Raw genomic sequence first — 20204 nt, forward strand, 5'->3', positions numbered from 1 at the left:
CGCCCGGCCACACCAGGTCCGTCCACCCAGACTGGTCTGCTGGGGAGCAAGGCGCCACAGTTCGCGCTCCCACACCGGGCTGCCAGCGCACCGAGGAGAAGAGGAAGTCGGAAGGCCCGACCGGCCCCGTCGTCCGTCTCCCCGACGCCGACATTGGACCCTTTCTAGGGACATTGTTCGCGCGGTTGAGTGAAACCGTCGGGACACACACCTGCTCGACCTTGCCGGCTGGCGTGGCCATAACCAGAAACAGCGCCAGCGCCCGCGGCCGGGTCAATTCTGCGAAAGCGAGTCTCTGGTGAGCATCTACGACGCGATCGGTGGCGCGACGGCTGTCGAGGCCGCAGTCGACCAGTTCTACGTTCGCGTGACGGCAGACCCCGTTCTCTCGCCCTACTTCGCCGGCCGTGACATTCCCAGCCTCAAGGCCCACCAGCGTGCGTTCATCGCCGCCGCGATCGGCGGCCCGGAGGTGTACAAGGGCCGGGCCATTCCCGCCGTCCACACCCCGCTCAAGATCAGCGACGCGCACTTCGACGCGGTGGTCGACCACCTGGTCGCGGCGCTGGCCGGGCTTGGTGTCCCGGCCGAGACCACCGGCAAGATCGGCGCGGCGCTCGCCCCGCTGCGCAAGGAGATCGTCAGCGTCTGATCCGCCCACGGGCCCGGCCACACCCAGCCGGAGCAGGACCCGGGGCGGCCGGCACCCGGCCCACCGTCGGCCCGGCCGCCCCGGCCGGCAGGGGATCAGGGCTCGCTCAGCACGAGCTTGCGCGCCTCACGGCGCAGGACCTTGCCGTAGGCGCTCTTGGGCAGCGCCTCCAGATAGATGATCTTCTTGGGCTTCTTGAAGCCGGCGATGTGGGTCGTGCTGTAGGTGATGAGCTCGCTTTCCGGCGGGGGCGGGGTGGTCACGGGCACCACCGCGGCCACGACGTTCTCGCCCCACGTCTCGTCCGGCACCCCGAAGACCACGACCTCGGCCACGCCCGGGTGCTGGACGAGCGCCTCCTCGACCTCCCGCGGGTAGATGTTCGCGCCGCCGGAGATGATGACGTCGGTGCTGCGGTCCAGCAGGAAGAGGTTGCCGTGCTCGTCGAAGCGGCCGATGTCCCCGGTGTGCAGCCAGCCGCCCCGCAGCGCACGCTCCGTCGCGGCCGGGTTGTTCCAGTAGCCCCGCATCACGACGTCGCCGCGCACGCAGACCTCGCCCTCGGCACCGGCGGGCACCGGCCGGTCGTCACCGTCGAGGATGCGGACCTCGATCCCGGGATGGGCCACCCCCGCCGAGTCGAGCGGCGTCCCCGGCGATGTCGCATGGTTCAGGTAGGTCACCGTCATCGGCGACTCGCCCTGCCCGTAGATCTGGACGAACACCGGGCCGAACCGGTCGATCATCGCCCGGGAGTGCTCGACGTGGATCGGCGCCCCGCCGTAGACGGCGCAGCGCAGCGAGCTGGTGTCCGTCGGCGCTACGCCGAGCATGCGGACGATCATCGTCGGCACGAGGAACGCGAGCACCGAGACACGCTCACGGGCGACCAGGTCGAGCACCTCGGACGGATCGAAGCCGCCACCGGCGTGGATGATGTTGTCGGCACCGCGGGCGATCGAGCCCAGCGCGTACAGGCCGCTGCCGTGCGAGAGCGGCGCCACGTGCAGCACGACGTCGTCCTGGGTGTAGGCGCACACGTCGGCGAGCAGGGTCCACGTCATGGTGAGCAGGTTGCGGTGGCTGAGCTGGGCGCCCTTGGGCCGGCCGGTCGTCCCCGAGGTGTAGAAGAGCCAGGCCAGGTCGTCCGCGTCGACCTCGGCGGGCTCGAGATCCGCGGCTCCCTCGGCGAGGAGCTGTGCGAAGGCGTCCTTCTCCCCACCGGTCGGATCCACCGGCGCAGCCGGGTCCACTGGTGCTGCCGGGTCCACCACGACGGTGTGCACACCGGTCAGATCCAGTCCTGCGACCAGCCGCGCCGCGGATGTGGAGTGCACCAGCGCCCGGGCGCCGCTGTCACCGAGGATCACGGCGACCTCCGGCCCGGCCAGCTTGGCGTTCATCGGGACGGCGACCAGCCCGGCATACCAGGCGCCGAACAGCGCCACCAGGTACTGCTGGCAGTTGGGCATGAACAGTGCCACCCGGTCACCCGGGACCAGACCGCGACGCAGCAGCGCGGAGCCGAACAGCGCCGCGGCGTCGCGCAGCTGCCGATAGGACGTCCGGCCGTCGGCGTAGCGCATCGCGCACCGGTCCGGAAACCGCTGGGCCGACGTCGTCAACAGGCTCGCGACATTGACCATGGTCAACCTCCGTCTGACTGAGCGGACTGGGTGGGCTGAGCTGGCTGAGTGGGCTGAGCTGGCTGAGCGGGCAGATCGACGTTCGGTGCGGCGGCATGCGGTGCGGCGGCATGCGGTGCGGCGGCATGCGGTGAAGCGGTGCCGGGAGCGGTGGCCGGGGCGGCGCCCGGTTCGAGGTTGTCGAGGACTTCGCGGGTGTGGGCGCCCAGGCGCGGCGCCGGGCCCGCGACCCGGCCCGGAGTCCGGGAGAACCAGGCCGGCGAGCCGGGAAAGCGCACCGGGCCGAGGTCGCCGTCGACCGTCTCGAAGAATCCGACCGCGTCGAGGTGCGGATTGTCGTAAAGCTCGTCGAGGGAGCGCACTGGCGCGGCCGGGACGTCCAGTGACCGCAGCAGGTCGAGCCAGTACTGGGTGGTGTGCTCGCGGAAGGTCTCGCCCAGCAGCGCGTAGACGTTGTCGATCTGGCGGGCCCGCTGTTCCAGCGTGGCCAGATGCTCACCGGCCCAGGGCGGTTTCACCGCGTTGACGAAGGCGGCCCACTGCTTGTCGTTGTAGACCAGCACGGAGATGTAGCCGTCGCTGGTCCGGTGCGGCCGGCGGTTCGGTGCCACCGCCCTCGGGTACACCGCCGGGCCGAGCGCAGGACTGAACATCGCGCCGTTCGCGTGCTCGACGAGCATGAACGAGGCCATCGTCTCGAACATCGCGACCTCGACCTCCTGCCCCACGCCGGTGCGGGCCCGGTGGAACAGCGCCATCATCGTGGCCCACAGCGCGGTCAGCCCGGCCACCTTGTCGGCCATGATGGTGCCGACGTAGCTGGCCTCCCCGGTCAGCTGCTCCTGCGCGAACGGAATTCCGCACTCCGCCTGGATCGTGTCGTCATAGGCGGTCAGGTTCGCGTCCGGCCCGCGGCGGCCGTAACCGTAGCAGTTGGTGTACACGATCGACGGATTGATCGCGGCGACGCTCTCGTAGCCGAAGCCGAGTTTCGCGACCGCCTTCGCCCGCATCGAGTGGATGAAGACATCCGCGCCGCGGACGAGCTCGCGCAGCGCGTCACCGCCTTCGGGGCTGCGCAGATCCAGCACGACGCTGCGCTTGCCGCGGTTCACGTTGACGAAGACGCCGGCCATGCCGGGTTCCGGGCCGACGGAGATGAACCGGGTGTTGTCACCCGCCGGCGGCTCGATCTTGATGACGTCCGCACCCATGTCGGCCATGATCTGCGTGCAGTACGGACCCATCACCATGGCGGTGAGGTCGATGACGCGGATTCCGGCCAACGGCCCTGTCCGTCCCGAACCCGAGTGCCGCGGGCCACCGTCGGCGCCCTCCGAGCAGCTACGAGCCTTCACGTATCGACCACCCCTATCGTTCCTGCGGCCCGCGCCACCATCGTTCCGCCGCGCCATCCATCTGCCCCAACCGCCCCAACCATCCCGCATGGCACGCCCAACGGCCGGCCCGAACGGGCGGCCCGGGGCGTGCGACGGCCCGGCCGGCACGCGGCACCGTCGCCTGGCGGGGTGCGCGGCGGATCGTCACAACGGGTGGTCACGGCGGGTAGTCACGGTGGGTGGTCGCGGCGGTCGGTCACGGCCATGATCCCAGCGTCCGCCGCACCCGGGGCACTTGTTTCCCGAAGACGGCGCCCGTCGAGACTAGAGGATGAATCCTTGCAAGGATAGTGCTATCAAGAGTTCGTGAGCACCACTGGTGGCGAGCCCCGCCCGATCGCCCGCGTCCTCGACGACGCCCTCGCGAACCGCCCGGACACCGTCGCGGTCGAGGCCGTCTCCGGTTCCTGGACCTACGCCGAGCTCGACGACCAGGCCCGCCGCGCGGCCGGCGCGCTGTGGTCTCTCGGTGTGCGTCCTGGAGACCGGGTCGCGGCCTGTCTGCCCAACGACCTCGACATCGTCGCGGCGTTCCACGGCGCCCAGCGCATCGGCGCCGTCTGGGCCGGCATCGGCGAGGCCCTCACCGTCGCCGAACAGCGGGACCTGCGCGACATCTGCGACCCGAAGGTCGTCCTCGCCGGCCCACGGTGCCTGCTGACGTCGCCCGTTGATCGCCCCGAGGGCGGCGGCGACGGTCCCCACGACGACGCCGACAGTCACCGGGGCGGCGGCAGCGACCTCGTGGGCCTCGACCGGTGGCGCGCGCTGCTGGCCGAGGCCACCGACGAGACGGCCCCGCCACCCGGTCTCGGCCTCGACATCGACGCCCCCGCCGGCATCGCCTTCACCAGCGGGACGTCGGGACGTCCCAAGGCCGTCGTGCACAGCCAGCGCAACCTGCTGCTGCCCGGCGCCGTCCTCGTCGCCACCCGCGGCTGGGGCCCCGAGCTGCGCAAGGGTGACAGCTTCCCGCTGACGATCCTCAACCTCATGGTGCTGTCGACCCTGCTCACCGCGCAGGCCGGCGGCTGCGCGGTCATCATGAACCGCCGCGACGTCGCCGGCGTCATCGAATGGATCTCCAGCCGCCGCGTCACCGTCTGGAACGGCGCACCGGCCCAGCTCTACGACCTCGCCGGCCGGCCGGACGCCGACCTGAGCTCCCTGCGCGAGGTGTGGAGCGGCGGCAGCGACACCCCCGACTCACTGCGCACCGCGTTCGCCGAGACGCACGGACTGGTCCCCCGGGTCACCTACGGGCTGACCGAGGCGCCGACGGTCGTCTCGATCGACCCGGCCGACGGCGAGTGGCGTCCGGGCACCAGCGGACGGGTACTGCCGAGCTACGGCGTCGCCGCCTACGACGACGACGGCAACCGGCTGCCCCCCGGCGAGCTCGGGGAGCTGAAGCTCGCCGGCGCGACGTCCGGGCCGTGGGCCGGCGTGTGGCGGCCGCTGCTCGGCTACTGGGAATCCGGCCGGATCCGCCCACCGGAGCCTGGCCCGGTCGCGACCGGTGACGTCGGGACGGTCGACGCCGACGGCTGGCTGTCCGTGCTGGACCGCAAGAAGCTGGTCATCATCCGCGGCGGGGCGAACATCTACCCGCTGGAGATCGAGCGGGTCATCGCCACCCACCCGGACGTCGCCCGGGTCGCGGTGTGCCCCGTCCCCGACGACCGTCTCGGCCAGCGGGTCGCCGCGGTCGTCGAAAGCGCCGGACCCACCCTCGACATGGACGCGCTCGCCGAGCTGTGCCGCCGCGAGCTCTCGCCGTACAAGGTGCCCGAGTTCTGGACGCAGGTCGACGCGCTGCCGGTCAACGCCATGGGCAAGGTCCAGCGCACCGGCCTCACCGACCTCGTCGACACCGGCCGATGACCGCGCGGATGACCGCGCAGATGGACTCAACGAGGCACGCGGCCTGCCGCTGGGCGGCCCGATGCTGGTGAGCCAGGACGACGCCTGGGAGTTCGTGGCCGGGGCGCACACCGGGATCCTGACCACGCTGCGTTCCGACGGCGCACCGGTCTCGCTGCCGATGTGGTTCGTCGTCGTGGACCGCGCCGTGTACCTTTCGACGCCGCACCGGGCGGCCAAGCTGGCCCGGATCCGCCGGGAGCCGCGGGCGGCGTTCCTGGTCGAGTCCGGCCGGGCCTGGGTCGACCTGCGTGCCGTCCATCTCAGCGGACGGATCCGGGTGGTGGATGACGAAGAGACACGCACCCGGGTCCGCGGCATGCTCGACAGCAAGTACGCCGCCTACCGGGTGCCGCCCGAGCGGTTACCCGCCGCGGCCCGCGCCGCCTACGCCGACCGGGTCGTCCTGCGCCTGGACCCGCAGGGACGACTGTTGCGCTGGGACAACTCCCGGATCCGGCTGGCCCCGCCCGCTGGCCCCGACACCCAGCCCACCGGCACCATCGACCTGGCAGACACCGACCTGGCAGACACCGCCAACGAAGGGACGTCCTCATGACGCCGGCCGCCGAGACCGCGAACGCCGCGCACGAGGGGCCGGCCGTGGCTGCCACGGCTGCCACGGCTGCCACGGTCGCGGGTGCCACGGCCCGGATGTTCGGCCTCGACGGCCGGGTCGCCATCGTGACCGGCGCCTCCTCCGGTCTCGGTGTCGCCGTCGCGCGGGCGCTGGCCGCGTTCGGTGCCCGGGTCGCGGTCGTCGCCCGGCGGCTCGACAAGCTGACCGAGCTCGCGAAGGAGATCGACGGGCTGCCGGTCGCCTGCGACCTCTCCGACCTCACCGCCGTCCGCACCGTCGTGCCGGCAGTCGTCGAGGGCCTCGGAGCACCGGAGATCCTCGTCAACGGCGCCGGCAGCATGTTCACCTACGAGCGGGCCGAATCCGAGCCGGTCGAGGCGTCCCGCCGCACGATCGACCTCAACCTGCTCGCCCCGTTCCTGCTCGCCCAGGACGTCTTCCCACACATGGTCGCCGCCGGCCGCGGCACCATCATCAACATCTCGTCGATCAGCGGGAAGGTCGGCATCCCCGGCATCCCGCAGGCGTCCTACGCGGCCAGCAAGGCCGGTCTGTCCGGGCTGACGTCCGAGCTCGCGGTGCAGTGGGCGCGGCACTCGATCCGGGTCAACACGGTCGCCCCCGGCTTCTTCCGCAGCGAGATCACCGGCCCGCTCTACTCCAGCGAGAAGTCGATCGAGTACCTGCGCCGCAACACCCCGCTGCCGAAGGAGGGAACCGCCGAGGACATCGTCGGCGCCGTCCTGTGGCTCGCCGGCGACGCCGGCAGCTACGTCACCGGCCAGACCATCGTCGTGGACGGCGGCTGGACCGCCCGCTGAGGCCAGGGCCGGTCGCCATCCGGACCATCGAGCCACACATCGGCCGGGTGCATCGCAAGCTCGGCGTGTCCCGCCGTGACCTCATCCGGCACCCACCGCCCGCTCCGTCGAGCGAGCCGGAGGCCTGAAGCGTCAGGCGGCTCCTTTCGCCTGCGGATGTTCCGGATGAACCTCGACAATGCGCACGACGGCGTCAGGCCGCGTCGCGCGGCACAGGCGTACGTCCGTCCCGCTGGCATGCACGCGCACGCGCAGGCGTCTGGATTCAGGAGTCAGGAGGGATCTGGAGCCCAGCTGGAAAATGGTTTCATCCAGGCGAGGTGAGATCCGATCACCGTGAGGGATGCCGCGAATTCGGCGGCCAGCCCGGTGAGCATCGCCTCGAGAGCAGGAGTTCCCACTTCTTCGACGCTCGGATTCGGTATCCAGTCCGTCCTCGACAGACAGTGGATCTCCACAAGGTCTCCCCCGGGGATGAACTCCAGGGTTCGCTCGAGCCCCTGGGAGTACAGGTCGATCTCCGTGCGCCTCCGGAGCCTGACACCTGCCAGGAGCTCAGGCAGCTGCTCCATGAAGACCGAGAGGTCGTAGGCGACGTCCACCAGCCACTCGGGACAGCCGAAACCGTGGATGCGAAAACGACAGTCAGTCTCGCCGAGCAGGTGGCAGGCAGTCATGACCAGGCTGTCATAGTCATCGTCGACCTCCGGGGAAATCGACGCCGCGCCGGCCGCGAGCGGAGAGGTCGGCCTTTCCAGGGAACAACCGAATGCCATCGACGAGACCTCCTGTGCGGGGTGGACACGCTAGCCGGGTCGACGCCGACAAGGAAATTCCCGTGCAGGCCCGGGCCGCATGGTTTACGGGCCCGCACGAGAGGTGAGAATCAGCGCCTCACGAGAGCGAAGACTCCCCAGCCGAGATACTCACGTGTGCATCGCGCGTAGCGGGCGGGCTCCGTGGTGAGCTCTTCCCTGACCTCGGGCACCAGTTCGTCGTCCGGGTTCCGGTCGAGCCAGCGGCGCAGGTTCAGCCACTGGGCCGCGGCGTACCGGTCCCAGCTGTCCTGATCGGCCAGTGTCATCTCCACAAGGTCGTACCCGAGTTCCCGGAAATGCACGATCAGGTCCGGCAGGCGCAGGAAGTCGGCGATGCCGGTGGCGTGGCAGGCCTTGGCGGTCTCCTCGTCGGGAGGGGTCCGCCGCCAGTACGGCTCGCCGATCAGCATCAGGCCTCCGGGGCGGAGGCTGCGGCTGAGCAGCTCGGCCGTCCCGGCGACGCCGTTCCCGATCCACGTGGCGCCGACACAGGCGGCCAGGTCGACCGGCTCGTCCGCGACATGGCCGCGCGCATCCCCGTGGACGAACTCGACCCGGTCGGCGACGCCGAGCTCGGCGGCGCGGGCCCGGGCCTGCTCGGTGAAGGTTGTGCTGATGTCCACGCCGGTGCCCGTGATCCCGTGGTCACGCGCCCAGGTGCACAGCAGCTCGCCGGAGCCACTGGCCAGATCGAGCACCCGTGTCCCGGGAGCGAGGTGCAGCGATTCGCCCAGGGCCGCGAGCTTGGCCGCGGTCAGCGGATTGTGGATCCGGTGGCTGCTTTCACGGATGGTGAAGATACGAGGAAGGTCCATGACCGAATTCCCTTCTGTCATGCCTTGGGATGTGAGACGCGGTTGGTGACGCCCCGCATGGGCGCGACGCGGTCCTGGCAGCGGGCGTTCGGCGTCCTTCGGCTCGACGACGGTGGCGGAGAGGACGGCCGCAGGGGCCAGCCGGACAGGTAGCCAGCGAGCCGGACAGCCAACCGGTTTCCGGCGACCGCCGGAGGGATGACAGCCAGCAGGACGGTCCCGGTCGCAGCCACGACGGCGCGCAGGCCGCGATCGGCCCGCACGAGGTGGCTGGAAGACGGTCCGTCGGCCTGCGGCCGGGCGAAAGAACTCTCACGTTCCGCGTTCCAAGTCGTAGCCGGCTGAAAACGTGACCCGTGCAGGAGAACGGAGAGCGCCAGGTCGGCGCGCAGAAGGTTGATGAAGCACTGTGGAGACCCTTGAAAGGGGCCCAGCCGGACAGCATGCCTGCCGGGACTACTCCCAGCTGCGAGAATGACAGGCGAAGGTCAGGGCAGGGCCCGGGAAGCGAGGATGATCCGGGCACAGCGCAATGCGGTGGTCTCCACGACAGTCATCAACTCACCTCCGTCGATCTCCGCGTTCACACATTCCGTCGCCGCGGCACAACGTTACCACCGGCGGGTGGACGGCCACGCTGTCGACGCTGCCCGACCACCAGGCCGGAGACTGGTTCCGGCGCATTTCCTGCAGACGCGACCCTCTCGACGCGACCCTCCGTGGGGCAGCTGCTGCCGGCATTCCTGAACGCCGCACAGGCCAGCCCGACGCCGGCGCCTCCTCATCGCTGGCCGCGAGGGATTCGACGAGACCGCCCTACCCATGGCTGCGGTGCGACCGCACAGCCCGCGGCCAGTTGGGTCGACTCGGGTCGCCGCCTGCGGCGCGGAGGCTGTTGGCGTCCTCCGCGGTACTCCCTGTGGTCTCCACGCGCAGCGCCCGTTCCGGCAGGCTTCGACCATCGATAATCGAACATGTGTTCGCGATCCGCCGGGCACACGGGTTCGGTTCGGGCGAGGTGAGCACGCCATGCCAGCACCCACACGTGCGAGCGAAGCATCTGGCGCATCCCGGGTGCGGGACGCGGTCGCGGCCTTCGACGACCAGGTTCGCGACCTGCTGTCCCGGATCGGTGTTCAGGCCGCGGCGCTGGCCGCGGCCCACGCCGCAATGCTGCGGCTGCTCGCCGAGTACGCCGGGCTGCGACCGTCGGCCGAGGCCGACCCGCTGTTCTCGTTCGACATGTTCGCCCCGGCGGAGCTCGCCGGCGTGCTGCGGGTATCCGCCGCCACCGCTGGTGGGCAGATGGGTTTCGCCTTCTCCGCGGTGCGGCGGCTCCCCCGAGCGATGCAGGCCCTGGAGGACGGCATCCTCGACCTGCAACGTCTGCGGTCGTTGGAGACCGCCGTCAGCCCCCTCACCGACGAGCAGGCCAGCCAGGTCGAGGAGCAGGTCCTGGCCGGCGGGCCGCGACGCAACCGGGGCGCGTTCGGTGCCGCCTGCCGTCGCGCCGTGCTCAACGTCGACCCCGGCGGCGCCGCCGAGCGTGCCGCGGAACGCCGCAAGGGCCATCACGTCCGGCTCCACCCCGGCGACGACGCCACCAGCACCCTGTCCGCGCTACTGCCCGCGGAGGACGCCGCGGCCTGCGACAACCAGCTCAACCAGATCGCCGATGAGATCATCCGTACCCGCGATGCGGACGACCAGCGCACCCGCGACCAGATCCGCGCAGACACCCTCGTCGACCGCATCACCGGCCGCACACCGCTGCGCTCGCTGCCCTGCGACGTCCAGGTCATCGTTCCGATCACAGCCCTGCTCGGGCTGGGCGAGGAGCCCGGTGAGATCCCGGGCTTCGGTCCCATACCTGCCGACATCGCCCGGGACCTGGCGATGCGCCCGACCTCCACCTGGCGGCGCATGCTCGTTGATCCGCAGGGGGCGCTGATCGAGGTCGCCGACCGGCGCCACCCCAGCCCCGCCCAGGTCCGGCATGTACGTGCCCGCAACCGCATCTGCGTCCACCCCGGCTGCACCCGCCGCGCCACCCGCACCGACACCGACCACACCACGCCCTACGCCGCCGGCGGGCCCACGATCGTCGACAACCTCGGGCCGCTCTGCCTCAAGCACCACCGCCTGCGCCATCACCCCGACCGTCCCTGGATCGTCCGCCAGCCACGCCCCGGCACGTTCACCTGGACGAGCCCACTCGGCACCAGGTTCACCGTCCACCCGCACGACTACATCTCAGGCGAGGAACACCTCCCGGCCGGCTGAGACCCCCCTCCGCAGGCCGCGCGACAGCCCGGACCTTGACATCAGAAACTAGACCCGCGAGTCTAGTAAAAACGTTCCGGAAGGGAGAGGGCCCAGGGTGAGTGCGGCAGTCGAGCGTCTGACAGGGCTGGTCCAGTCGGAGGAGCGCTTCGCGATCCCGTACGCGGATCTCCGCGAGACGCAGGTCGAGGCGATGAACGAGCTGTTCCAGGAACGCCGGGAGCGGATCCGGTTACTCGCGTTCCGCGCGAGGGAGGCGGGCATCAGCGAGATCCGCTCCCGGGCGGACGCGGTCGGGCTGCTGTTCCCGCACACCGCGTACAAGAGCTACCCGGAGAGCTTCCTGAGCGAGCGGAGGTGGGATCGGCTGGGCAGGTGGCTCGGCACCGTGTCAGCACACCCGCTCACGCCGATCGACACCTCGGACGTCGTCGACATGGACGACTGGATCGCCCGTTACGAGGCGGTGGGGCACTACATCTCATGTTCGAGCGGAACGACCGGCAAGTCCGCGATGATGATCGCCTCTGAGCAGGACATGGCGTGGTCGCGCCTGGACACGGTCGGCGTCTTCGCGTGGGGATCCGGAGTGCGACCCGAGCGTGACCGCAGGATGATCGGCATCGCGCCCACCGCCGCCGTCGCCAAGAACCTCAACGCGCGCGACGCCCAGCAGGCCGCGTTCGGTGACCCGCGCCTCGAACCGTTCACGCTGCCCATGCCACCGATCACGATCGGCCAGATGACGAAGATGGTCGTCCTGCGCAAGGCGATCGCGGACGGCACCGCCCGACCGGACGAGATCGCCGACTTCGAGGCGACCTCGCGGGAGCGCGAGCAGACACTCCAGACCGCCTACGTCAAGGCCGCCGAGCACGTCGTCGCATCCCGCGCAGACAAGCTGTACCTCGCCGGCATGTGGAACGCGCTGTACCTCGTAGCCGGAATGGTGCGCGAGATGGGCTACAGCGGCTCGGACTTCAACCCGGACAACTGCATCTACGTCGGCGGCGGTCTCAAGCGGGCCAAGCTCCCACCGGACTACCAGGAGTACGTCTACGAGACCTTCAACATCCCCGCCGGCCGCAGGTTCCAGATGTACGGCATGCAGGAGCTGAACTCGGGCATGCCGCGCTGCGCCGCCGGTGGCCGCTACCACGTGCCGCCGTGGGTCGTGCCGTTCGTGCTCGACTCCGATGGCGACGTTCTGCTTCCGCACGAATCGGGCGAGGTGCAGGGCCGCGCGGCGTTCTTCGACCTGTCGCTCGACGGCCGGTGGGGCGGCGTGGTGACCGGTGACCGGATCTCGCTGGACCTCGACCCGTGTGCCTGCGGCAACGCGAGCCCCAGCGTGCGGGACGACATCACCCGCTACGCCGACCTCGAAGGCGACGACAAGATCGGCTGCGCCGGCACCGTCGACGCCTACGTCCGGGGGCTGTCATGACGACCACCGAAACCGGCCCGGCAACCGCAACAAAGGCCACCGAGGTCATCCGGGTCGATCACTTCGTGCGGGGGCGGGTGGTCCCCGGTGGCGCGGTGCACTACCGGTCCCGTGACCTCGGCGTCGAGTTCGCGACGCCCGAGATCGTGCTCGACGACCTGGTGACGCCGCGCCGGGAGCTGCCACCGCTGCTCGACGTGCCGATCGAGGAGATCATCGACTTCCTCGTCGCCTGCGGTGAGCGGCTGGTACTGGAGGAGAACGCCCACCTGCAGCGGGCCGCGGATCTCATCGCCGCCACCAACCCGCTGCCGCGCCGGGTGATCGAGAACCTGTTCCGCTCCGCACGCCTGCGGCTGACGAAGCGGGCGCTGTGGTCCAGCATCGAGACCAACTTCGCCAACCCGGCGGCGCTCGACGGCTGGGTCGAGCGGACCGACCACCACGGCCAGCACGGCGCGCTACGTGCCTTCCCACCCCGGATGATCCACATGCTGGCCGGCAACTCGCCGACCGGCTGCATCTCCTCGATCGCGCAGGGCGCGCTCGTCAAGGCGGTCAACGTCTTCAAGATGCCCTCGAGCGACCCGTTCACCTGCGTCGCGATGCTGCGGACGATGGCCGAGGTCGACCCCGACCATCCGGTCGTGCGGTCGATGTCCGCGGTGTACTGGCGTGGCGGCGACGAGCGGATCGAGCGGACGCTCTACCGGCCGCAGTTCTTCGACCGGATCGTCGCCTGGGGCGGCGGCGACGCCATCAACAACGTGATCAAGTATCTGGGGCCGGGGCTGCAGCTGGTCTCGTTCGACCCGAAGACGTCGATCTCGATCCTCGGGCCGGAGACCTTCACCTCCGACGCCGTCATCGACGCGGTCGCCGAGGCGGCCGCGGTCGATGTGTCGGTCTTCAACCAGGAGGCCTGCCTGGCCAGCCGCTTCATCTTCGTCGCGGGTGAGCGCTCCGGCATCGAGACGTTCTGCGCACGACTGCAGTCGCGCCTCGGGGTGGACCGCGAGACCGCGTCAGAGACGGCGCATCCGCTGCCTGGCGACCTGCGCGACGAGATCCAGATGCTTCAGGTGCTCGACGACGAGGTCAAGGTGTGGGGGCGCCCCGACGGCCGCGGCCTGGTGGTGCTGACCTCCGACCCGGTGGAGTTCCACCCGAGCAACAAGACGGTCAACGTCGTGCACCTGGACTCGATCGACCAGGCCGTCCGGTTCGTGAACGTCGCGACCCAGACCATCGGTATGTATCCGCCGGAGCTCAAACGGGCGATGCGCGACCGGCTCGCCAGCGCGGGAGCCCAGCGGGTGGTGCGCATCGGCGGCGCCGCGAAGCACGTGGAGGGCGGCCCGCACGACGCGATGTTCCCCCTCCAGCGCTTCGTGCACTGGATGTCGGACGAGGACGCCTGAGAGGCAGGAAACCAGACAGACCAGCAGACATACCAGCAGGGCGGACACCTAACCGGATGCCTGACATATCGGTTTGCCTCTAGGCTTGCTTGCGCGAAGGTCGGCGGTCCAGCTGGTCGGTGGTCCACCAGCGCCGGCCATGAAGGTGAGCGATCCTCGTGGGTTCCAGCCAGGCCGCCCCGGTCCAGCCTGTCTCCGACGCCTCCGTCCGGGCGATTGTGCTGGCGCTCGCCGGTGCCGGCGTCGTCGTCACGATCATGGGCACGGTCATCGTGCCTCTTATCCCGACGCTGCCGGCGCTGTTGCACACCTCGTCAGCGGCGGACGCCTCCTGGGCGATCACCGCGACGCTGCTGGCCGGGGCGGTCGCCATGCCGGTGGCGGGGCGGCTCGGTGACCTGCACGGAAAGCGGCGGGTGCTCATCGCCTGCACCTGGGTGATGGTCGTCGGCTCCTCGATCTGCGCACTCACCAGCGCGCTGGTACCGGTGACCGCCGGGCGGGCGTTGCAGGGCGTGGGGATGGCGGCGGTCCCGCTCGGCATCAGCATCATGCGTGACGTTCTGCCGCCAGCCCGGCTGCCGGGCGCGATCGCCCTCATGAGCTCGTCCTTCGGGGTCGGCGGCGCGCTCGGCCTGCCGATCTCCTCGCTGATCGCGCAGGCCGCCGACTGGCATGTGCTGTTCTGGCTGTGCGCCGGCTCCGGGGCGGTGTTCGCCGTGCTGGTACGGGTCGCGGTTCCCGAGTCGCCGGTGCGGGCGGTCGGGCGGTTCGACATCGTCGGCGCGCTCGGCCTCACCGCGGGGCTGCTCGCCATGCTGTTGGCCATCACCAAGGGCAGCAGCTGGGGCTGGGGCAGCGTGACGACGCTGTCCCTGCTCGGCACGGCCGTCGTCGTGCTCGTCCTGTGGGGCGCCTTCGAGATCCGAGTAGCCGCGCCGCTGGTCGATCTGCGGGCAAGTGCCCAGCGGCCGGTCCTGCTGACCAACCTGTGCGCGCTGATCGTCGGCTTCGCGATGTACATCATCACCCTGGTCGCGCCCCAGGTGCTGCAGCTGCCCGGGGGGACCGGCTATGGCCTCGGACAGTCGATGCTGGCCGCCGGCCTGTGGATGGCGCCTGGAGGGCTGGCGATGATGGCCATCGCACCGCTGACCGCGCGGCTCACCGCCGCGCGCGGACCGAAGGTGACCCTGCTCCTCGGCACGGGGGTGATGGCCGCCGCACATGTCGGCGGCCTCGGGCTGCTCGGCTCCCCCGTCGGAGTGACGGTGTTCAGTCTGGTGAACAGCTGCGGCGTCTCGTTCGCCTACGCGGCCATGCCGGCGCTGATCATGGGTGCTGTACCCCCCTCGCAAAGCGCGTCCGCCAACGCGCTGAACAGCCTGTCACGCGCGATCGGGATGTCGACGGCGAGTGCCGTCGTCGCGGTCGTTCTCGCCCACCTGACAGTCCCCCTCGGCACCGCCACCGCACCGTCGCTGACCGGGATCAGGGTGTGCCTGGCCCTGGGGGCCGTGATCGCCGTTGTCGCCGGTCTGGTCGCTCTCACACTCCCCACGGGCGCCGGCCAGCGCTCCCTCCGGACTGGTTCCGCGGGGCCATCGGGACCTGCGGCATCCACCGGGTCTGGCGGGTCCGTTGGACGGCCCACGGCCACCGACGACCCCAGCCCCACCTCCGTGACCGCCTAGCTGGCGTTGAGAGGCGGGGCTGGGGCGCAGGCCTGGGTCAGGTGTTGCGGCCGCCGTTCACACCGAAGACCTGGCCGGTGATGTAGCCGGCCTCCTCACGAACGAGGAACGCACACGCCGCCGCGACGTCCTCCGGCTGGCCGATCCGGCCGACCGGGGTCTTCGCGGTCTGCTGCTCGACGTTCATCACGCCGTTCTTCTCCGCGTCGCGCAGCATCGGGGTGTCGATGAAGCCCGGCGGGATCGTGTTGACGGTGATGCCCCGCGGGCCGAACTCGAGCGCGAGGACCTTCGTCAGGCCCACCACCCCCGACTTCGCCGAGACGTAGGCGCCCAGCCTCGGGGAGCCGCTGTGGACGCTGGACGAAGAGATGTTCACGATGCGCCCCCAGCCCTCCTCCAGCATGGCGGGGAGCACCGCCTGGCAGCAGTGGAAGACGCTGTCCAGGTTGATGGAGATCGACCGGCTCCAGGTCTCGAAGCTGAGGTCGAGGAAGGGGCTGGCCGGTGTCATACCGGCGTTGTTCACCAGGATCGTCGGCCGGCCGAGTTCGTCACGCGTCCGCTCGACCCCGGTGTCGATGGCGGCCCGGTCCGTGACGTCGACGGGGTAGCCGCGGGCCCGGCCACCGGCGGCCTCGATCGAGGCCGCCGCGGCCGCGGCGGCCTCGCCGTCGATGTCGAAGATCGCGATGCTCGCCCCGTCCCGGGCGAGCCGGCGGGCGATCGCCAGCCCGATCCCCGAGGCGCCGCCCGTGACGATGGCCGTGCGCGCGCGCGCCGTGTCCACGTTCGCCGTGTCCACGTTCACTGTGTCCACGTTCACTGGATCGGCTCGTCGCCGGCGAGGGTCGTCCGGTACATCCGGCGGGGCACGTCCGGATCGAACGGGCGAACGCGGTGGACCAGACCGCGGTTGTCCCAGATCACCATGTCGCCCTGCTTCCAGGTGTGCTGGAGCACCCGGTCCGGTGTGGTGGCGCGCCGCTCCAGCTCGTCAAGCAGCGCCCGGCCCTGCGCCTCGTCCATGCCGGCGATATGGGACGTCGTCGACCCGAACACCAGGGAGCGGCGCCCGGACTCGTGCCGCCACACCAGCGGGTGCTCCTTCGCCGGGCGTTTCGCCCAGTCGGCCCGCTGCTCCGGGGTCGGATTCGGGTAGGCCGGCCGCAGGATCGCCTCCAGCGTGTGAATGACACGCAGCCGGCCGAACTCCTCCTTCTCCTGGGCGGAAAGGCTGTCGTAGGCGGCGTAGGTGCTGGCGAACTCCGTCTCACCGCCGCTGTCGGTGACCACGCCGCCGCTCATCACCGAAGCCTTCGGCGGATTGCCCGGATCGAGCGCCCCGTCGATGTGCCAGGCGGTGTTCCCGCGGAAATAGTCCGACCGCGGGTTCGCCGGATCCCAGTTGATCTCCATGATCTCCGGGAAGTCCAGCGGCGGCGTCTTCGGAAAAGACAGCAGCTCGCCGAGCCGCCGGCAGAACGCGACCTGGGTGGCATAGTCGAGATTCAGCTCGCGGAAGAGCAGAACGCCATGCTCCTCCAACGCCTCCAGGCATGCCTGGGGCAGGTCCTCGTCGTGCAGCAGGCGATCCGCGTCGGCGTCCAGGACCTCCGCCCCGACGTACTCCCCCAGCTTCTCGGTGACCAGAGCAGCCATCGTCACGGCTCCTTTCTCAGAACACTCCCGAATCCAGAGAACTCCCGCGCTTCTAAAGAACTCCCACGCTTTCCAGGCGGTCCGCGGCCAGCTTGCGCAGGTCGGCGGTCTTCACCTTCGCGGTGCCCGTGAGGGTGATGTCGGCCTCGTCGAAGAAAAGGACCTGGCGCGGGACCTTGTAACTCGCCAGCCGCTCCCGCAGGAACCCGCGGATCTCCTCCGCGCTGACATCCGCGCCGTCGTGGAGAACGACGCAGGCGACCACCATCTCGCCGAGGGTCTCGTGCGGCACGCCGACGGTGAGGCCGACCTTCACCCCGGGACAGGATTTCAGTGCCTCGTCGACCTCACGGGGCGAGACGTTGGCACCGCCGGTCTTGATGATGTCGTTCAGCCGGCCCTTCCAGAAAAGCAGGCCGTCATCGTCGAGATAGCCGCCGTCGCCGGTCCGGAAGTAGCCTTCGGCGTCGAGGGTCTCGTCCAGCGGGATGCCGAGGTAGCCGAGCATGAGCGTCGGGCCCTTGACGCAGATCTCGCCCTGCTCGCCGCGCGGCAGCACCTGGCCCGTCAGCGGGTCGACGATCTTGACGGTCACCCCGGGCAGGGCCGGGCCGCTGCTGTCCCGGTGCGTCTCGGGCGGGGTGTTCGCCGGGAAGCAGGTGGTGAGCGTGAAGGTCTCGGTGTTGCCGTAGGCGTGGCCCGGCTCGTGCCAGTTCGCCGACACGGTGGGGTGGCGGGCGAGCGCGGTGGCGGCGTCGACGAACCGCATGGCGCTGAGGTCGACGTCCTTCCAGTTGGGCGCCGATTCCAGCTGCGCCCACTGGTGCGGCCAGGCGAACGGGAAGTTGACCCGCTCCGCCTGCATGAGCTCCAGCGACTCCTCGGGGACCATCGTCGCCTGCAGGACGACCGACCCACCGGTGGAGAAGGTGGAGCCCAGGACCATGCCGAAGTTGCCCGACCAGAAGAAGCCGTTGGCGGCCCAGCTGCGGAGGTCGTCCGACGGCTCGAACCGGTACATGCGCCGGAACCGCCACAGCTGGATGGCGATGCCCCGGTGCGAGTTCAGGATGCCCTTCGGCTTGCTGGTGGTGCCGGAGGAGAAGAACAGCGCCGCCAGATCGCTGGGTGCCACCGACGCCGCGGTCGCCTCCACCAGCTCCCGCGGCTCGTCACGCCCGTGGGCCAGGAAGTCCGCCCAGGACTCGATCGCGCCACCCGCGCCATCCACCGCACCCGGTGCACCCGTCCCGCCGGCTGCGCCCGGCCCACCGATCACGGCGAGGCGGCGCAGGAACGGGAAGCGGGCGGACTGGAGCTCGCCGGGGAGGGCCTTGCCGATCTCCGGCTCGAGCTCCGTCAGCACGGCCGCGAAGTCCTTCTTCACCACCATCTGCTCGAACAGCAGCACCGACGTCCCGGAGACCTGCAGCAGGTGCTCGAGCTCGGCCGCCGTCGAGAAGGTGCTGAGCACGACGGCGACCCCGCCGGCGAGGGTGACCCCGAAGACCGCCGAGATCCATTCCGGGCGGTTCGTCATGAGGACGCCGACCCGGGAGTCCTTGCCGGCGCCGACGGCGCGCAGGGCGCTGGCGACCTCGACCGCGCGGTCCCACAGCTGGGTGTAGGTCCAGCGCTCGACACCGTCGGCCGTGCGCCACACCAGGGCCTCGCGGTCACCGTAGGTCGCGGTGACCTCCCGGAGGAAGCCGGGCAGGGTCAGCGACCCCAGGCCCGGCTCCTCGGCCAGCGGCGGACCCGAAACGACGGACGGTAACCAGGTGGAGTCGTTCGCGTTCACCGTGGTCATTCGGCTCAGTCCCCGGTGACTTCGCGCTCGGCGGCGTACGGGAGCTCGACCTCCGCAGTGCAGTCCACGAGCAGGACGCCCTCCTGGTTGGTCAGGCGCAGCCGCACCTGGACCAGCGGGACACCCCAGACGGAGCCCTCCTCCTTGCCGACGACCTCGGCGTCGAAGTAGGTGACGTCCCCTTCGAACGCCGGCCCGCGGAAGCTCGCCCTGGTGTGGCGGACCATGCCCTCGTGGCCGGCCCAGTAGGCGAGGTAGTCGGTGCACCAGGCGCCCATCGTGGCGCCGTAGCCGTAGGCGCGGGCCATGCCGACGTCGCTGGCGCGGTCGGCGTCGATGTGGCCGCGCGACGGGCCGACGTAGAGGCCGTCCCGCAGCCGCGGGTCGATCTTGGCGCCTTCCTCGTCGAAGCCGAAGCCCTCGGTCCAGCCCGGGTCCTGGTAGACCCAGGGGTCCTCGATGCCGGGCGGCGCGACCCAGCCGAAGGTGCCCCAGATGTTGAACAGGAACGCCCGGTACTCGGTGGTGAAGCTGGCGATGCTGTGCGGGCCGATGACGCGGCGCGGCAGCACATCGCCGATCTTCACCTCCTCGAACGCCGGGGACACACCGTCCCGGTTCGACAGCAGCCAGGAGTGACGCAGCTTGTCGATCTCGGCGAGCTCGGTCTGCGTCCAGCGCTTGATCTCGCCGAGCTGGCTCTCGTACATGCCACGCTTCTCCGCCTCGGCGGCGAGGTAGCGGATGGCGGTCGAGCGCTCGCGGGCGACCAGGTCACCGACCTGGTTGTGGTGCACGGTGTCGCCGCGGGAGAACATCGTCGGCCCGGCGAACTTGGTCTCGGCGACCTTGTAGTCGTGGAACCGGCGCTTCTGGTAGAGCTTGTCGCCGACCCGCACCCGGGTGCCGTAGAACCACCACTCCTCGCCGCCGAAGATCAGGTGGCTGCCGGGGATGTAGCCCACGCAGGCCGGGGCCGCGCCGTGGCCGTAGTCGAGCCCGACGGCGATCGACTGCGGCGCGATGATCCCACCGAACTTGGTCTTCTTCGCGAACTGCTCATCCCAGTGCACCGGGTTGGGGTAGTCCATCGCCATCACCCAGCGGCGGATGTCGCTCGCCTGGCACGGCTCCCACAGCTGCCCGCCGCCGATGGGCTTGCCCACCCGGTGCTCGACGTCGGTGAGGTCCAGTTCGAGGGCCTCGGGGTTCTCCAATGCCTCGCTCATGCT

Annotated in this window: 16 protein-coding genes; 8 read left to right on the forward strand and 8 right to left on the reverse strand. The window is 70.5% G+C overall.

Annotated elements, in window-relative coordinates; all coding sequences use genetic code 11:
- The first annotated feature begins 298 nt into the window (after positions 1-298).
- Positions 299-652, forward strand: a complete 354-nt coding sequence (locus tag CcI49_RS04050; protein ID WP_054567419.1) for a group 1 truncated hemoglobin — start codon at positions 299-301, stop codon at positions 650-652.
- 95 nt (positions 653-747) lie between these two features.
- On the opposite strand, the gene CcI49_RS04055 is transcribed toward CcI49_RS04050, so the two are convergent.
- Positions 748-2298 carry an AMP-binding protein gene (locus tag CcI49_RS04055; RefSeq protein WP_076824371.1) on the reverse strand — a complete coding sequence of 517 codons (1551 nt, stop codon included), beginning with the start codon at positions 2296-2298 and terminating at the stop codon, positions 748-750.
- A gap of 2 nt (positions 2299-2300) precedes the next feature.
- Positions 2301-3584 (reverse strand): CoA transferase, encoded by a 1284-nt coding sequence (locus CcI49_RS04060; protein WP_241839883.1) that lies wholly within the window; start codon positions 3582-3584, stop codon positions 2301-2303.
- Positions 3585-4004: 420 nt separating this feature from the next.
- Between CcI49_RS04060 and CcI49_RS04065 the strand changes: the two genes are divergently transcribed.
- The 3 genes from CcI49_RS04065 (at position 4005) to CcI49_RS04075 (ending at position 7022) form a co-directional block, all read left to right on the forward strand.
- The gene (locus CcI49_RS04065; protein WP_076824375.1) at positions 4005-5582 is read left to right on the forward strand and encodes a class I adenylate-forming enzyme family protein; all 1578 of its coding nucleotides are present in this window, start codon (positions 4005-4007) and stop codon (positions 5580-5582) included.
- A gap of 61 nt (positions 5583-5643) precedes the next feature.
- Complete coding sequence (locus CcI49_RS04070) at positions 5644-6180, forward strand: pyridoxamine 5'-phosphate oxidase family protein (protein WP_076824377.1); 537 nt, start codon at positions 5644-5646, stop codon at positions 6178-6180.
- A 95-nt stretch (positions 6181-6275) separates the two neighbouring features.
- Positions 6276-7022, forward strand: coding sequence for an SDR family oxidoreductase (locus CcI49_RS04075; protein ID WP_035949314.1), 747 nt, complete (start codon positions 6276-6278; stop codon positions 7020-7022).
- 272 nt (positions 7023-7294) lie between these two features.
- On the opposite strand, the gene CcI49_RS04080 is transcribed toward CcI49_RS04075, so the two are convergent.
- Together CcI49_RS04080 and CcI49_RS04085 are read right to left on the reverse strand one after the other, a co-directional pair.
- Complete coding sequence (locus tag CcI49_RS04080) at positions 7295-7624, reverse strand: hypothetical protein (protein WP_158230709.1); 330 nt, start codon at positions 7622-7624, stop codon at positions 7295-7297.
- A gap of 284 nt (positions 7625-7908) precedes the next feature.
- Entirely contained in the window at positions 7909-8655 is a 747-nt protein-coding gene (locus CcI49_RS04085) for a class I SAM-dependent methyltransferase (protein WP_076824381.1), read from the reverse strand.
- Positions 8656-9684: 1029 nt separating this feature from the next.
- Here CcI49_RS04085 and CcI49_RS04095 point away from each other — a divergent pair.
- The 4 genes from CcI49_RS04095 (at position 9685) to CcI49_RS04110 (ending at position 15500) form a co-directional block, all read left to right on the forward strand.
- Entirely contained in the window at positions 9685-10938 is a 1254-nt protein-coding gene (locus tag CcI49_RS04095; protein ID WP_076824385.1) for an HNH endonuclease signature motif containing protein, read from the forward strand.
- 97 nt (positions 10939-11035) lie between these two features.
- The gene (locus CcI49_RS04100) at positions 11036-12385 is read left to right on the forward strand and encodes a hypothetical protein (protein ID WP_076824387.1); all 1350 of its coding nucleotides are present in this window, start codon (positions 11036-11038) and stop codon (positions 12383-12385) included.
- Positions 12382-13806, forward strand: coding sequence for an acyl-CoA reductase (locus tag CcI49_RS04105; protein WP_076824389.1), 1425 nt, complete (start codon positions 12382-12384; stop codon positions 13804-13806). The genes CcI49_RS04100 and CcI49_RS04105 overlap by 4 nt, the downstream gene beginning before the upstream one ends.
- Before the next feature lie 158 nt (positions 13807-13964).
- The gene (locus tag CcI49_RS04110) at positions 13965-15500 is read left to right on the forward strand and encodes an MFS transporter (protein ID WP_076824391.1); all 1536 of its coding nucleotides are present in this window, start codon (positions 13965-13967) and stop codon (positions 15498-15500) included.
- 37 nt (positions 15501-15537) lie between these two features.
- Here CcI49_RS04110 and CcI49_RS04115 read toward each other — a convergent pair whose 3' ends face one another.
- Genes CcI49_RS04115 through CcI49_RS04130 form a run of 4 tightly spaced genes read right to left on the reverse strand, consistent with a single transcriptional unit; the run spans position 15538 to position 20201 of the window.
- On the reverse strand, positions 15538-16326 hold the full coding sequence (locus CcI49_RS04115) for an SDR family NAD(P)-dependent oxidoreductase (RefSeq protein ID WP_241839885.1): 789 nt from the start codon (positions 16324-16326) through the stop codon (positions 15538-15540).
- The gene (locus tag CcI49_RS04120) at positions 16323-17162 is read right to left on the reverse strand and encodes a TauD/TfdA family dioxygenase (RefSeq protein ID WP_076824393.1); all 840 of its coding nucleotides are present in this window, start codon (positions 17160-17162) and stop codon (positions 16323-16325) included. The genes CcI49_RS04115 and CcI49_RS04120 overlap by 4 nt, the downstream gene beginning before the upstream one ends.
- Before the next feature lie 52 nt (positions 17163-17214).
- Positions 17215-18972, reverse strand: coding sequence for a class I adenylate-forming enzyme family protein (locus CcI49_RS04125; RefSeq protein ID WP_076824395.1), 1758 nt, complete (start codon positions 18970-18972; stop codon positions 17215-17217).
- A 5-nt stretch (positions 18973-18977) separates the two neighbouring features.
- Positions 18978-20201: a MaoC family dehydratase N-terminal domain-containing protein gene (locus CcI49_RS04130; RefSeq protein WP_076824396.1), complete on the reverse strand. Its 1224-nt coding sequence runs from the start codon at positions 20199-20201 to the stop codon at positions 18978-18980.
- Positions 20202-20204: the final 3 nt, after the last annotated feature.

The sequence above is a fragment of the Frankia sp. CcI49 genome (assembly GCF_001983215.1).
GTDB lineage: Bacteria > Actinomycetota > Actinomycetes > Frankiales > Frankiaceae > Parafrankia > Parafrankia irregularis.